Here is a 13,661-nt window from a genome sequence, read left to right on the forward strand (position 1 = left end):
CATGAACACCTTCGGCCCCGGTCCGTCCCCTGCCGGCGAGGGCCTGTTCGGTCTCTCCCAGCGGCTGCCGCCCGCCAACATGGAGGCCGAGCAGGCGCTGCTCGGCGCGCTGCTGGCCAACAACAAGGCCTATGAGCGCGTCGGCGAGTTCCTGGCCGCCGAGCATTTCGTGGACCCGATCCACGGCCGCATCTTCACCGCCATCCAGCGCCGCATCGAGGCCGGGCAGCTTGCCGATGCCGTCACGCTGCGCGCGGAATTCGAGCACAATGGCCTGCTCGACGAGGTCGGCGGCCCGGCCTATCTGGCGCAGCTCCTCTCCGCCATGGTCGGCGTGATCAATGCCGGCGAATACGGCCGCGTCATCCACGACGCCTGGATGCGCCGCCAACTCATCGACCTCGGCGAGACCGTGGTGAACCGCGCCTTCGGCGCCGAGCCCGAGCTGGACGCGCTGCAGCAGCTTGAAGCCGCGGAACAGAGCCTGTTCGACCTCTCCAAGGACAATGCGGCGCAGGGCGGCTTCGTCAGCTTCGAACGCGCGCTGGCGACCGCAGTGGACCACGCCGCCGCAGCCTTCTCCAATCCCGGGGGCGTCTCCGGCCTGTCTTCCGGGCTGCGCGACCTGGATCGCAAGACGGGCGGGCTGCACAAGTCGGACCTCATCATCCTCGCGGGCCGTCCCGGCATGGGCAAGACGGCGCTGGCGACCAAGGTCGCCTTCGGCGCGGCGCGCGCCATCCTGCGCAAGGCGCGCGACGAGAACCCCAACGCGGTGCCGCGCGGCGGCGTCGCGATCTTCTCGTTGGAAATGAGCTGCGACCAGCTCGCCACACGTCTGCTGGCCGAGGAGAGCCGCATCTCCGGCGACCGCATCCGGCGCGGCGACATCCTGCAGCGCGACTTCGACAAGTTCGTGGAAGTCAGCCGCGAGCTGCAGTCGCTGCCGCTCTACATCGACGACACGCCGGCGATCACCATCAGCGCGCTGCGCACGCGCTGCCGGCGGCTGCAGCGCACCAGGGGCCTGGACCTGGTCGTGGTGGACTACCTGCAGCTGATGCGGCCGGCCGCCGGCACGCGGCCGGAAAGCCGGGTGCTGGAGATCAGCATGATCACCCAGGGGCTGAAGGCCATTGCGAAGGAACTGGCCGTGCCGGTGGTGGCGCTGTCGCAGCTGTCGCGCGCGGTCGAGAGCCGCGAGGACAAGCGTCCGCAGCTTTCGGACCTGCGCGAATCCGGCTCGATCGAGCAGGATGCCGACATGGTGATGTTTATCTACCGCGACGAATACTACCTGGCCCAGCGCCAGCCGAAGGAGATGGGCTTCGACAATTCGGAGAAGTTCGGCGCCGCGATGGACAAGTGGCAGAAGGACATGGAGGAGGCGCACAACAAGGCGGAGCTGATCATCGCCAAGCAGCGCCACGGCCCGACCGGCACGATCAAGCTGTTCTTCGAGGGCGAGTTCACCCGCTTCGGCGACCTGGATACGCAGCATGATGGCGGGTATGGGGACTAGGTGATTCCCGCCCGCCCCGGCCAGGCCATCCTGCACGTCGATCTGCCCGCCATCGTCGCCAATTGGCGCGACCTGGTCACGCGCCACGGCGCGCCCTGCGCCGGCGTGGTGAAGGCGGATGCCTACGGCCTCGGCGCCGCGCCGGTCGCCCGCGCGCTGCAGGCCGCAGGCTGTGCGACCTTCTTCGTTGCGCATCTCACCGAAGGCATGGCGTTGCGGGCCGCGCTCGGTGCCGGGCCCGACATCATCGTGCTGGACGGCTTTCCGCCGGGCGCGGATGAGGATGCCGCGCTGGTGCCCGTGCTGAACCACCTCGGCGACGTAGCCGCCCATGCCGCCGCTGGCAGCCGTGCCGTGCTGCATCTCGATACCGGCATGGCGCGGCTCGGGCTGGATGCGCAGGATCAGGCCGCGTTGGCGCAGGACCGCACGCGGCTGCACGGCCTGCGGCTGCTCTGCGTCATGACCCACCTGGCCTGCGCCGACGAGCCGGACCACCCGCTGAACGAGACGCAGCGCGCCCGCTTCGCGGACGCCGCCGCCCGCATTGCGCCCGGCACGCCCCGCAGCTTTGCCAATTCCTCCGGCATTTTCCTCGGCGAGGGCTTCCGCTCCGACCTCGCCCGCCCCGGCTGTGCGCTCTACGGCATCAACCCCACCCCGGGTGCCCCCAACCCGATGCGCCAGGTCATGCGCGTGGAGGCCGAAATCCTGCAGGTGCGGCAGATCGCGGCCGGCGACACGGTGGGCTACGGCGCATCCTGGCAGGCGGAGGAACCGCGGCGGATCGCCACCGTTGCCGCAGGATATGCGGATGGCTACCTTCGCGCCCTCTCCGGCCGGTCCTTCGCGCTCCTTCACGGGCGGACCGTGCCGCTGGTTGGCCGGGTATCCATGGATTTGACGACGTTCGACGTGACGGATGTGCCGCAGGCGGCACCGGGCGACCGGCTGCTGCTGATCGGCGGAGAGGGCAACACGCCCGACGACGTCGCGGCGCGTTGCGGCACGATCGGCTACGAGATCCTCACCTCGCTCGGTGCGCGCTACCATCGCGCCTACGATGGTGACGAGCTGAGCGCCTCCGGCGCGTGGGGCGCCTGAGCCCTTGGATCGTGCCCTCGACCTGACCGCGGCACTCGGCCGCGCGGCCATTGCCACGCTCCGCGGCACCGGCGCCATCGCGCTGTTCGCGGTGGAGGCGATCAGCCACCTGTTCCGCCCGCCCTTCTATGGCCGGCTCTTCCTGCGCGCCTTCATCGAGATCGCCTGGTTCAGCCTGCCGGTGGTGGCGCTCACGGCGGTGTTCACGGGGATGGTGCTGGCGCTGCAATCCTACACCGGCTTCGCGCGCTTCAACGCGGAAGGCGCGGTGGCGAATGTGGTGGTGCTGTCCATCACGCGCGAGCTCGGCCCGGTGCTGGCAGGCCTCATGGTGGCCGGGCGCATCGGCGCCGCCTTCGCCGCCGAGATCGGGACGATGCGCGTGACGGACCAGATCGACGCGCTGAACACGCTCTCCACCAATCCCATGAAATACCTGGTCGCGCCGCGGCTGCTGGCGGGCACCATCGCCATGCCGCTGCTGGTGGTGATCGCGGACATATTGGGCGTGATGGGCGGCTGGCTGATCGGCACGCAGCAGCTGGGCTTCGCCTCCGGCGCGTATCTCAAGGCGACCTTCGACTTCCTGCAGGCCTGGGACGTGATCTCGGGCCTGATCAAGGCCGCGGTGTTCGGCTTCGTCGTGACGCTGATGGGCTGCTGGTGCGGCTACACCTCCGGCGGCGGCGCGCAGGGCGTGGGGCGCGCGACGACCTCCGCCGTGGTGTCCAGCTCCATCCTGATCCTGGCGCTGGACTACGTGCTGACCGCGATGATGTTCACGCGATGAGCGGCGCGGGCGCCCCTCCGCGCGCCGAAGGCGCGACCCCCAAGATCAGGCTCCGCGGACTCGCAAAAAGCTTCGGGCCGAAGCTGGTGCTGGACGGCGTGGACCTCGATATCCGCGCGGGCCATTCGATGGTGATCCTGGGCGGGTCGGGCTCCGGCAAGTCGGTGACGATCAAGTGCATCCTGGGGCTGATCACGCCGGATGCGGGCACGATCGAGATCGACGGGCGCGACCTGTCGAAGCTCACGCGCCGCGAGCGGGAGGCGGTGAACGACCGGATCGGCATGCTGTTCCAGAACGGCGCGCTGTTCGATTCGCTGCCGGTCTGGGAGAATGTCTGCTTCAAGCTGCTCGCCCAGAACCGCATCACGCGCCGCGCCGCGCGCGACAAGGCCGCTGAGGTGCTGGCGCAGGTGGGCCTGGCGGCGAGCGTGGGCGACCTCTACCCCAGCGAGTTGTCGGGCGGCATGCAGAAGCGCGTCGGCTTGGCGCGTGCCATCGCCGCCGAGCCGGACATCATCTTCTTCGACGAGCCGACCACGGGGCTCGACCCGATCATGGGCGCGGTGATCGACGGGCTGATCGTGGATTGCGTGAAGCGGCTGGGCGCCACGGCCGTCAGCATCACCCATGACATGGCGAGCGCGCGCCGCATCGGCGACGACGCGGCGATGATCCATCGCGGCAGGATCGTGTGGACCGGTGCGGCGGCGACGCTCGGCGAGACGGGCAACGCGATGGTGGACCAGTTCGCGCGCGGGGAGCGCGAGGGGCCGATCCAGATGGAGCTCAGGAAGTAGCCGCTCAGGCCATTGCCGACGCCTGCCGCCGCCGTACGCGCAGGAACAGCAGCGCAACCAGCGCCAGGTTCACAATCCCCGCCAGCGCCGCTGCGCCGAAGCCCAGCGCGTAGGATCCGGTCAGGTCGAAGAACAGGCCCGCCTGGAAGCCGCCGACCGCATGGCCGATCCAGGCGAAGCCGAGGATCACGCCCATCAGCGTCGCCCGCTGCGCGGCCGGCGTCAGCATGCGGGCGGTGACCAGCACGGTCGTCATCACGCCCGCATAGCCGAAGCCGTAGATCGGCGCGAAGAGGTAGAACTGGCCGAGGTCGGTCAGCCGCGTGAAGGCGAAGACCGCGCTCGTCTGCCACAGCGAGGCGGTCATGTAGGCCGGGATCGGCCCGATCAGGTCGGCCAGCTTGCCGAAGGCGACGCGGCCCAGGATGGCCGCCATCAGCATCGCGAACAGCACGCCCGACGCATCCGTGCCGGAGATGCAGAGACCCTGGATCAGCGGCACCAGGTGCATCAGCGGCACCGACATGCAGGCGCAGCAGAGCAGCGTGGCTGCGCTGAGCCACGCCACGGCGAGGCGCGGCGGGATCGGCGGGGCTGGCTCGGCGCGCATCGCTACGCCGCCCACGGCGCGCTGCGGCTCCCGCATCAGCATCGCGAGCGGCACCATCACCGCGATGGAGGCGAGGCCCAGCACGAGGAAGGCGCCGCGCCAGCCGAGCTGCTCGATCAGCCATGCGGCGAGGAACGGCACGCCGCCCTGCCCCGCCGCCTGTCCGGCCGAGGCGATCCCGATGGCAAGCCCCGCGCCTGCCGGGAACCAGCCGCCGATCAGCGCGAAGAGCGGCGCGAACAGACCCGCGCCGAAGATCCCCGCCACGAAGAACAGCAGGTAGAACTGCCACAGGCCACTCGCCCCCGCGGCCAGCATCACGCAGAGGCCGACCGCCGTCGTGCCGGCCAGCGCCACGCGGCGGATCGGCGTGCGGTCGGCGACCGCGCCCATCACGATCCCGCCGATCGCCAGCCCCGCCAGCCCGGCCGAGTTGATCAGCGCGACGGCGCCGCGCGGCCAGCCGAACTCGGCCTCCAGTGGGACGAAGAACACCGACAGTCCGTTGACCAGCTGGCCCATGGCGATGGCCAGGATCACGGCGACGGCGCCCACGATCACCCAGCCCTGACGCGATACCGGCATCGACATCGCGAGCCTCCTCGCTCCTGCGCCGCCACTCTCCACTTGCCGGGTTTCACGACCATGTCGCGGAGGACGGAAAAGGCGTACCGCGTGTTGCAATGGGCGCTTCTGCCGGCGGTGCTGCTGCACTATGTCTTGAGCGTTCCCGTTTCGTGCCGAAGGACCCGCTCTTGGCCAAGGATCGCACCCGCTTCGTCTGCCAGGCCTGCGGCGCCGTCGCGCCGAAATGGCAGGGGCGTTGCGACGCCTGCGGCGAGTGGAACACGCTGGTCGAGGAAGTGGCCGAGGCGCGCGGCCCCGGTCCTGCGGCCAAGGCGGCCGGTGGGCGCCGGCTGGAATTCGTCGGGCTGGAAGGAAAATCCGCGCCGCCTGCCCGCATGCTGACCGGGATCGCGGAGCTGGACCGCGTGCTCGGCGGCGGCTTCGTGCCTGGCTCCGCCGTGCTGGTCGGCGGCGATCCCGGCATCGGCAAGTCCACCATCATGCTGCAGGCCGCCGCGCGCATTGCCGCCGCCGGCCGCCGCGCCCTCTATGTGTCGGGCGAGGAGGCGGTGGAGCAGGTGCGGCTGCGCGCGGCGCGGCTGGGGCTCGCCAAGGCGCCGCTCGGCCTCGCGGCCGCGACCAGCCTGCGCGACATCGCCGCCGGGCTGGAATCGGAGTCCGAGGCGGCGGTGGTCATCATGGATTCGATCCAGACCGTCTGGCTCGATGCGCTGGATTCCGCCCCCGGCACGGTCAGCCAGGTGCGCGCCTGCGCGGCCGAACTGATCCGGCTGGCCAAGACCCGTGGTTTCGCGCTGGTGCTGGTGGGTCACGTCACCAAGGAAGGCACGCTCGCCGGCCCGCGCGTGCTGGAGCACATGGTGGACGCGACGCTGCATTTCGAAGGCGATCGTGGCCACCAGTTCCGCATCCTGCGCGCCGTGAAGAACCGCTTCGGCGCCACCGACGAGATCGGCGTCTTCGAGATGACCGAGCAGGGGCTGGTCGAGGTCGCCAACCCCTCCGCCCTGTTCCTGGCCGAACGCCGCGGCAATGTCTCGGGCAGCGCGGTCTTCGCCGGCATCGAGGGCACGCGCCCGGTGCTGGTGGAGGTGCAGTGCCTGCTCTCGCCGAGCGCCGGCGGGCAGCCGCGGCGGCAGGTTGTGGGCTGGGACTCCGGGCGGCTTTCCATGCTGCTGGCCGTGCTGGAGGCGCGCTGCGCCATGGGGCTCGGCATGAACGACGTCTATCTCAACGTCGCGGGCGGCTTGCGCATCAGCGAGCCTGCCGCCGACCTCGCGGTCGCCGCGGCGCTGATGAGCGCGGCGACCGACCGCCCGACCGATCCCGGCATGGTCTATTTCGGCGAGGTCGGCCTCTCCGGCGAGGTGCGCCAGGTGGCGCAGGCGGAGGCGCGCCTGCGCGAGGCCAAGAAGCTCGGCTTCGAGGCCGCGACCCTGCCCCGCCGCATCGCACGCGGCAGCGCGCCGCTGCCCGCCGTGCCCGGCCTGAAGTTGAAGGAAGCCGGCCACCTCGCCGACCTCGTCGCGGAATTCGCGGCCAGCACGGTCAGGCGCAAGAAGGACGCGTCCGAGCCCGCTCAGGTCCGGGCGTGACGGCCGTGCCCGGGCAGCGTCAGAGGCTGCCGCTTTCCTCCCCGAGCACCGTGTAGCAGCGGGCGCGGCGGGCGCTGTCCTCGGGCAGGTCCTGCATCGCCGCCATCTCCAGCCGGCCGAGCAGGCCCGCGGGCATGTCGTCGTGATGCTGGCGCGGGATGCGCCGGATCACCACGTCGCCGCCATAGGTCGCGAAGCCGATATCCTCGTCATGGTCCGTGTAGCCGGTGTCGCTGCCGGTGCCGGTCCAGCCTTCCGCGCGCCACGCGGCCTCCCGCGCATCGAGGTCGGCGGCGCCGCAGGCGGCGAAGATGGCGATCATGCGGCCCGCGGAACGCTCCTCGGCCAGCACCGCGACGGGCACGGCGCCGCGCCGCAGACCCTCGCGGTAGAAGGCGCGGTCCTCCTCCGGCAGGGCGGAGAGGCGCAGCGGCGGGGCAGGCGCCTCGGTGCTGGGGGCGGGCTGGGTTGCATGCACGGCGACGCCGGAGGGGCCGACACCGGCCTTGCGCAGGTGGCTGGCGGCCTCCTCCGCCTCCGCGCGGCTGTCGAACAGGCCGACGACGATGAGCTGCGGCATGGGGCGATCCTCCTTCTGCGGAACCATGCAGGGGCAACGCAGGCGGGCCGCCCCGGATCGCCGGCCGGTGGCAAGATGACACCCCTCGACCCGCCCGCTATACCGCCCGCGCGATGACCTGGGTTGATGGCGTGGTCCTGGCGGTGCTGCTGCTCTCGGCAGGGCTGGCCTATTTTCGCGGGATGGTCCGCGAGGTGCTGGGCGTCGGCGCCTGGATCGGCGCGGCCATCGCCGGCCTGATCGCGCAGCCTTCCGTCACGCCCCTGGTGCTGGACTATGTCCAGCCGGACTGGCTCGCCTCCGGCGTCGCGGTGGGCGCCGTGTTCCTGGTCGTGCTGATCGTGCTCAAGATCCTGATCCATTGGCTCGCCGGCCATGTGCAGCGGTCGGCCCTGGGTGGCGTGGACCGCGCGCTGGGCTTCGTCTTCGGCCTCGCCAGGGGTGCCTTCGTGGTGGTGCTTGCCTATATCGTGGCAGGGCTGGCGGTGCCGGCGATGGAGCGCTGGCCGGAGGCGGTGCGCCAGGCCCGCAGCCTGCCGCTCGCCGCCGATGGCGCGCGCTGGGTCGTGGACAAATTGCCGCCGGATTTCCGCCCGCTGCTGCCGCAGCAGGGCGCGCAGCAGCCGGGACTCGAGCAGATTTTGAGGCCGGCGGCGCGCAGCCGGACCTGAAGGACCGCGATGGACGAGATGGCCACCACCTCCCCCTGGGAGGATGACGACAAGCCGCATGAGGAATGCGGCGTCGTCGGCATCTGGGGCAGCGCCGATGCCGCGGCGCTGACCGCGCTCGGCCTGCACGCCCTGCAGCATCGCGGGCAGGAAGCCGCGGGTATCGTCTCGATGGAGGACAGCGGCGTCTTCCACGCCCACAAGGGCCGCGGCCTTGTGGGCGACAATTTCGGCGATGCGGCGGTGATCGCCGGCCTGCCGGGCCGCGCGGCGGTCGGCCACAACCGCTACGCGACGACCGGCGAGACGGCGCTGCGCAACGTCCAGCCGCTCTACGCCGATTTCGAGTTCGGTGGCTTCGCCGTGGCGCACAACGGCAACCTCACCAACGCCCACACGCTGAAGCGCGCTTTGGTGCGGCGCGGCTGCCTGTTCCAGTCCACGACCGACTCCGAGGTCTTCGTCCATCTCATCGCCATCAGCCTCTACTCGACGGTCACCGACCGGCTGATCGATGCGCTGAAGCAGGTGCAGGGCGCGTACAGCCTGGTCGCGCTGCACAACGGCGCGCTGATCGGCGCGCGCGATCCGCTCGGCGTGCGGCCGCTGGTTATCGGGCGACTGCCGGCGGGCGGCGCCCATGTGCTGGCGTCCGAGACCTGCGCGTTGGATATCGTCGGCGCCGAATTCGTCCGCGACGTGGAACCGGGCGAAATCGTCGTGATCAACGACGAGGGGCTGACCTCCCTCCGCCCCTTCGCCAAGCAGCCCAGCCGCTTCTGCATCTTCGAATACATCTATTTCGCGCGGCCGGATTCCATCGTTGAAGGCACCCCCGTCTACGACACGCGCAAGCGCATCGGCGCGGAACTCGCGCGGGAGAGCGCGGTGCCGGCGGACGTGATCGTGCCGGTGCCCGATTCCGGCGTGCCCGCGGCAATGGGCTACGCGGCGGAGGCGAAGCTGCCCTTCGAGCTCGGCATCATCCGCAACCACTATGTCGGCCGCACCTTCATCGAGCCGACCGACCAGATCCGCCATCTCGGCGTGAAGCTGAAGCACAGCGCGAATCGCGCAATCATCGAGGGCAAGCGCGTGGTGCTGGTGGACGATTCCATCGTGCGCGGCACCACCAGCCGAAAGATCGTGGAAATGGTGCGCGCCGCCGGAGCGACCGAGGTGCATATGCGCATCTCCTCGCCGCCCACCACACATTCCTGCTTCTACGGGATCGACACGCCGGAACGCAGCAAGCTGCTGGCGGCGAAGCACGACGTGGCGGAGATGGCGCGCATCATCGGCGCGGACAGCCTGGCCTTCATCTCGCTGGATGGGCTCTATCGCGCGCTCGGGCGGAACGGGCGCGATGCCGCCTCGCCGGCCTTCTGCGACGCCTGCTTCACCGGCGATTACGCGATCCCGCTGGCAGACCTGCAGGACAACGCGCAGCGCCCCGTCTCGCTGCTTGCGGCGGCGAATTCATGAGCACGCTGCCGCTCGCGGATCGCGTCGCGCTGGTCACCGGCGCCTCGCGCGGCATCGGCGCGGCGCTGGCGCTGCAACTCGCGACGATGGGCGCGCAATGCGTGCTGCTGGCGCGCACCCAGGGCGGGCTGGAGGAGGTGGACGACGCGATCCGCGGCGCCACCGGCCGCGGCGCCACGCTGCTGCCGATGGACCTGCAGCGGCAGGAGAAGGAGCTCGACATGCTCGGCCCTTCCATCGTCGAGCGCTTCGGCCGTCTCGACATCCTCGTGCATGCGGCGGGCGTGCTGAACAAGCTGACGCCGGTGGCGCATATCGAGCCGCGCGATTGGAACGAGGTGGTGGCGGTCAACATGACCGCCGCCTGGCGCCTGATCCGCACCTGCGACCCGCCGCTGCGCGCCTCCGATGCCGGACGCGCGGTGTTCCTGACCAGCTTCGCGCTGGATGCGCATACTGCCTATTGGGGCATGTACGGCGCGGCGAAGGCGGGGATGGAGCATCTGGCGCTGACCTGGGCGGCGGAGGTGTCGAAGACGCCTTTGCGCGTGAACATCGCCGATCCCGGCGAGGTCGGCACCTATCTGCGTGCCCATGCCTTCCCGGGCCAGGACAAGGCGAAGCTGCGCACGCCGCAGGATGTCGCGCCTGGCCTCGCGGCACTGTGCACGCCCGAGGAAACGCGCCACGGCGCGCGGGTCGCCATCGAAGCCTGAACCGCTTGCCTCAAGCCCTCTCCCCACTCAGGGGGGAGAGGGTTGGGTGAGGGGGGCGGCGAGAAACGGGAGGGCACTCGAGCGGGTGCGCCCGCCCGTCACGCATCCCCGCGCGTCAGCACCAGCAGCGTGTCCTCCTGCCGCCCGAGGATCTCCGGGATCGTCACGCGGTGCAGCGCGGCGTCGAAGCCCAGTTCGCGCAGCGCGTAGCGGTCGCCGATGGCGCGCAGCGTCTCCTCCGGCGCCGTGCAGCGCAGCGCGTTGAACTCCATCAGCACGGTGATGTCGGGGCTGCGGTCCAGCACGCGCTGCATGCCCGCCCAGACCTGCTCCTCCGCGCCTTCCACGTCGATCTTGATGAAATCCACTGGGCCGTCCGCGAGGTCATCCAGCGGCATCGCGCGTACCGCGACCTCGAGCGTGTCCTCCTCCTCCTCCGGCGCGACGCGCGGCGTGCCGTCCGGCAGCAGGCGACCGTTCTTCGGATCGGACAGCGCGGCGCGGAAGCGCAGCGTGGCCACGCGATCGGATGCCGCCAGCCGTTGCACCGCGGCATTGTGCCAATAGCCGTTCAGCGCCAGCGTCCGCTCGCACAACAGGGCCAGGCGCGGGTTCGGCTCCAGCGCCAGAACCTTGCCCTGCGCGCCGACGAGATCCGCCATCAGCACCGCGTAGTAGCCGAGATTGGCGCCGACATCCCAGGCGACATGGCCGGGGCGGATACGGCGCAGCATGAACTCCGTGCACCACATCTCCCAGTAGCCATCGAGCATCAGATGCGGCGCGAGGCCCATGTCGCGGCTGTCCACCAGGAACTTGTACTTCCCGAGCACGCGGCACAGCACGGTGTGCTGGTCGAGCGTGACGGTCTGGCAGCGGGCGCGCACCGCTGCCTGCAGTGCCTGGCGCGGCGGCGCGGCGCGCAGGTCCTCCAGCGTCAGCAGCGTGCCGCGTTCCGGCTGCGCACCAAGGTTGGCGCCGCGGCGCCCGAGCCTGTCGATCAAGCCGCTCATCCGGGGGGAAGCTAGAGCCGCGCTTGCGCGGCCGCAACGCCGCGGGCCGAAACGCTTGCGTCCCGCTGGCCGCCAATGGGAAGCTTCCACCGCTGCGGCGCGTTGTGGCCGCAGGAGGCACGCCATGCCGAAGCAGAACATGACGCAAGGGAGGATGAGCATGCGGGAGCCCGTGCCCTGGTGGCAGGCCGAGGCGCCCTTTGCGCTGCTGCTGGCCTCCGCGCTGGCGACGCCGCTTGTGGTGCTGGACCAGGGCGGCGACCTGCGCTTCGCGATCCTGGCCGGACTTGTCGTGCTGAGCGTTCCCGGTGCCGCGATCGAGAGCATCGTCGGCGTCGTACGGGCCGCTGTTCACCTCCGCGGCGAGTGAGGCGCCAGCACGCGACAAGTTGCGGCGTGCTGGTCACCGACGGCACGCATCTTCTGCTGGGGCGCTTCACCGGCCTGGCGCTCTGGGACATTCCGAAAGGGCTGGCCGAGCCTGGCGAAGCCTTCGACCGCGCGGCGTCGCGCGAACTCGCCGAGGAGACCGGGCTCGATGCCCCGGCCGCGGCGCTGCATCCGCTCGGCCTGCATCGCTATCGGCCCGGCAAGGACCTTGCGCTGTTCCTGTGGCGCGTCGCGGCGATGCCGGCGCTGGAAAGCCTCTCATGCCGCTCGATGTTCCGCGCCCGCGACGGACGCTGGCTGCCGGAATTCGATGCCTTCGCCACGCCCGGCTGGGACGAGGCGCTCGGCCGCGTCGGGCGCAACATGGCGCGCGTGCTGACCGGGATTGCCGCCAGCGCGCGTCAGCCCTCCTCCTCGGCATAGGGGTTGTCCGTGCCGCGCAGGTTCAGCCGGATCGGCACGCCGGGCATGCCGAAGGCTTCGCGGAAGCTGTTCACCACGTAGCGCCGGTAGTCCTCGGGCAACTGCTCCGCGCGGGTGCCGAACACGGCAAGCGTCGGCGGCCGCGCCTTCGGCATGGTCACGTAGCGCAGCTTGATGCGCTTGCCCTCGACCAGCGGCGGCTGGTGGCGCTCCTTCATGGCTTCGAACCAGCGGTTCAGCTCGCCCGTCGGCACGCGCCGGTTCCACAGCGCGTAGACGTCTCGCACCGTCGGCATCAGCTTCTCCACGCCGCGCCCGGTTGCCGCCGAGATCGGCACCACCGCTACGCCCTTGGACTGCGCCAGGCTCGCCGTCAGCACGTCCTCCAGCGCCTTGCGGGTCTTCGCCCGGTCCTCCACCGCGTCCCACTTGTTCAGCGCGACCACCACGGCGCGGCCTTCGCGCTCGGCCAGCCGGGCGATCCGCAGGTCCTGCTCGTCCATGCCCAGCAGCGCGTCCAGCACCAGCACCACCACCTCCGCCTCCTTCAGCGCGGCGAGGGTGGCGGAGACGGACATCTGTTCCAGCCGGTGGGAGATGCGCGCCTTCTTGCGCATCCCTGCGGTGTCCACGATGCGCACCGGCCCCTCGGCGTCGCGGAATTGCAGCGCAACGGCATCGCGGGTCAGGCCCGGCTCGGGACCGGTGATCATCCGCTCCTCGCCGAGCAGCGTGTTCACCAGCGTGGATTTCCCGGCGTTCGGGCGGCCGACGATGGCGATGCGCAGCGGCCGCTCCGCGTCTCCCCGCGGCGCGCGGCCGCCTTCGGTCAGCCGGTCGCGGATCTCGTCATGCAGGCCGCCGATGCCGTCGCCATGCTCCGCGCTGACCGGCAGCGGATCGCCGAGGCCGAGCTCATAGGCTTCCATCGCCATCTGCGTGCCGAGCCGTCCCTCGGACTTGTTCGCCACCAGCACCACCGGCAGGCCGGAGCGGCGCAGCCAGTTGCCGAAGGCGCGGTCGGCGGGGGTGATGCCGGCGCGGGCGTCGATCACGAAGATGGCGAGGTCCGCGGCCTTCAGCGCGGCTTCGGAACTCGCGCGCATGCGTCCGGGGATGGTGTCGGGCGCGGCTTCCTCCAGCCCGGCGGTATCGGCCAGCAGCACGTCGAGACCGCCGATAATGGCCTCGGCTTCCTTGCGGTCGCGGGTGACGCCGGGCGTGTCGTCCACGATGGCGAGCTTGCGGCCCACCAGCCGGTTGAACAGCGTGGACTTGCCGACATTCGGGCGGCCGAGGATGGCGATGCGGTGCATGATCGCACCCCTGTAGCACAGGCCGGGCGCCGTTGCGCCGGCCCGGGCCGGCCTGGAT

General features: G+C 70.9%; 14 protein-coding genes. 10 read left to right on the forward strand and 4 right to left on the reverse strand.

Annotation, left to right across the window (positions count from 1 at the left end; genetic code table 11):
* Position 1: 1 nt before the first annotated feature.
* The 4 genes from E4T13_RS27195 to E4T13_RS27210 are packed head-to-tail and all read left to right on the forward strand — an operon-like array spanning position 2 to position 4,216.
* Positions 2-1,522 carry a replicative DNA helicase gene (locus E4T13_RS27195; protein WP_137181476.1) on the forward strand — a complete coding sequence of 507 codons (1,521 nt, stop codon included), beginning with the start codon at positions 2-4 and terminating at the stop codon, positions 1,520-1,522.
* Complete coding sequence (alr, locus tag E4T13_RS27200; RefSeq protein WP_206030318.1) at positions 1,523-2,626, forward strand: alanine racemase; 1,104 nt, start codon at positions 1,523-1,525, stop codon at positions 2,624-2,626.
* 4 nt (positions 2,627-2,630) lie between these two features.
* Entirely contained in the window at positions 2,631-3,416 is a 786-nt protein-coding gene (locus E4T13_RS27205; RefSeq protein WP_137181477.1) for an ABC transporter permease, read from the forward strand.
* Entirely contained in the window at positions 3,413-4,216 is an 804-nt protein-coding gene (locus tag E4T13_RS27210; protein ID WP_137181478.1) for an ABC transporter ATP-binding protein, read from the forward strand. The genes E4T13_RS27205 and E4T13_RS27210 overlap by 4 nt, the downstream gene beginning before the upstream one ends.
* 4 nt (positions 4,217-4,220) lie before the next feature.
* Here the strand turns inward: E4T13_RS27210 and E4T13_RS27215 are convergent, their stop codons facing one another.
* Positions 4,221-5,417, reverse strand: coding sequence for an MFS transporter (locus E4T13_RS27215; protein WP_137181479.1), 1,197 nt, complete (start codon positions 5,415-5,417; stop codon positions 4,221-4,223).
* 164 nt (positions 5,418-5,581) lie between these two features.
* On the opposite strand from E4T13_RS27215, the gene radA reads away from it, so the two are divergent.
* Positions 5,582-7,009, forward strand: a complete 1,428-nt coding sequence (gene radA, locus E4T13_RS27220; RefSeq protein WP_170985281.1) for a DNA repair protein RadA — start codon at positions 5,582-5,584, stop codon at positions 7,007-7,009.
* A 19-nt stretch (positions 7,010-7,028) separates the two neighbouring features.
* Here radA and E4T13_RS27225 read toward each other — a convergent pair whose 3' ends face one another.
* Entirely contained in the window at positions 7,029-7,589 is a 561-nt protein-coding gene (locus E4T13_RS27225) for a hypothetical protein (protein ID WP_137181481.1), read from the reverse strand.
* A gap of 113 nt (positions 7,590-7,702) precedes the next feature.
* On the opposite strand from E4T13_RS27225, the gene E4T13_RS27230 reads away from it, so the two are divergent.
* The 3 genes from E4T13_RS27230 to E4T13_RS27240 are packed head-to-tail and all read left to right on the forward strand — an operon-like array spanning position 7,703 to position 10,461.
* Positions 7,703-8,260 (forward strand): CvpA family protein, encoded by a 558-nt coding sequence (locus E4T13_RS27230; RefSeq protein WP_137181482.1) that lies wholly within the window; start codon positions 7,703-7,705, stop codon positions 8,258-8,260.
* A gap of 9 nt (positions 8,261-8,269) precedes the next feature.
* Positions 8,270-9,745: an amidophosphoribosyltransferase gene (gene purF, locus E4T13_RS27235; RefSeq protein WP_137181483.1), complete on the forward strand. Its 1,476-nt coding sequence runs from the start codon at positions 8,270-8,272 to the stop codon at positions 9,743-9,745.
* The gene (locus E4T13_RS27240) at positions 9,742-10,461 is read left to right on the forward strand and encodes an SDR family NAD(P)-dependent oxidoreductase (RefSeq protein ID WP_137181484.1); all 720 of its coding nucleotides are present in this window, start codon (positions 9,742-9,744) and stop codon (positions 10,459-10,461) included. Before purF ends, E4T13_RS27240 begins: the two co-directional genes overlap by 4 nt.
* 98 nt (positions 10,462-10,559) lie before the next feature.
* Here E4T13_RS27240 and E4T13_RS27245 read toward each other — a convergent pair whose 3' ends face one another.
* On the reverse strand, positions 10,560-11,465 hold the full coding sequence (locus E4T13_RS27245) for an FkbM family methyltransferase (RefSeq protein WP_170985282.1): 906 nt from the start codon (positions 11,463-11,465) through the stop codon (positions 10,560-10,562).
* Between the two features lie 133 nt (positions 11,466-11,598).
* Here E4T13_RS27245 and E4T13_RS30100 point away from each other — a divergent pair, with 133 nt between their 5' ends.
* Positions 11,599-11,844, forward strand: coding sequence for a hypothetical protein (locus tag E4T13_RS30100; protein WP_170985283.1), 246 nt, complete (start codon positions 11,599-11,601; stop codon positions 11,842-11,844).
* 26 nt (positions 11,845-11,870) lie between these two features.
* Positions 11,871-12,287, forward strand: coding sequence for an NUDIX hydrolase (locus tag E4T13_RS30105; RefSeq protein ID WP_170985284.1), 417 nt, complete (start codon positions 11,871-11,873; stop codon positions 12,285-12,287).
* Here the strand turns inward: E4T13_RS30105 and der are convergent.
* Entirely contained in the window at positions 12,266-13,603 is a 1,338-nt protein-coding gene (gene der / locus E4T13_RS27255; RefSeq protein WP_137181486.1) for a ribosome biogenesis GTPase Der, read from the reverse strand. The genes E4T13_RS30105 and der overlap by 22 nt on opposite strands.
* Between the last annotated feature and the right edge of the window lie 58 nt (positions 13,604-13,661).

The organism is Roseomonas sp. AR75 (genome assembly GCF_005222815.1).
In the GTDB taxonomy this organism is placed as follows: Bacteria; Pseudomonadota; Alphaproteobacteria; order Acetobacterales; family Acetobacteraceae; genus Falsiroseomonas.

Bases quoted from the DNA above. Each gene is read 5' to 3' on its own strand.
- E4T13_RS27195 (WP_137181476.1), top strand. From the start codon at position 2: ATGAACACCTTCGGCCCCGGTCCGTCCCCTGCCGGCGAGGGCCTGTTC.
- E4T13_RS27210 (WP_137181478.1), top strand. From the start codon at position 3,413: ATGAGCGGCGCGGGCGCCCCTCCGCGCGCCGAAGGCGCGACCCCCAAG.
- E4T13_RS27215 (WP_137181479.1), bottom strand. From the start codon at position 5,417: ATGTCGATGCCGGTATCGCGTCAGGGCTGGGTGATCGTGGGCGCCGTC.
- E4T13_RS27225 (WP_137181481.1), bottom strand. From the start codon at position 7,589: ATGCCGCAGCTCATCGTCGTCGGCCTGTTCGACAGCCGCGCGGAGGCG.
- E4T13_RS27230 (WP_137181482.1), top strand. From the start codon at position 7,703: ATGACCTGGGTTGATGGCGTGGTCCTGGCGGTGCTGCTGCTCTCGGCA.
- purF (WP_137181483.1), top strand. From the start codon at position 8,270: ATGGACGAGATGGCCACCACCTCCCCCTGGGAGGATGACGACAAGCCG.
- E4T13_RS27240 (WP_137181484.1), top strand. From the start codon at position 9,742: ATGAGCACGCTGCCGCTCGCGGATCGCGTCGCGCTGGTCACCGGCGCC.
- E4T13_RS30100 (WP_170985283.1), top strand. From the start codon at position 11,599: ATGCCGAAGCAGAACATGACGCAAGGGAGGATGAGCATGCGGGAGCCC.
- der (WP_137181486.1), bottom strand. From the start codon at position 13,603: ATGCACCGCATCGCCATCCTCGGCCGCCCGAATGTCGGCAAGTCCACG.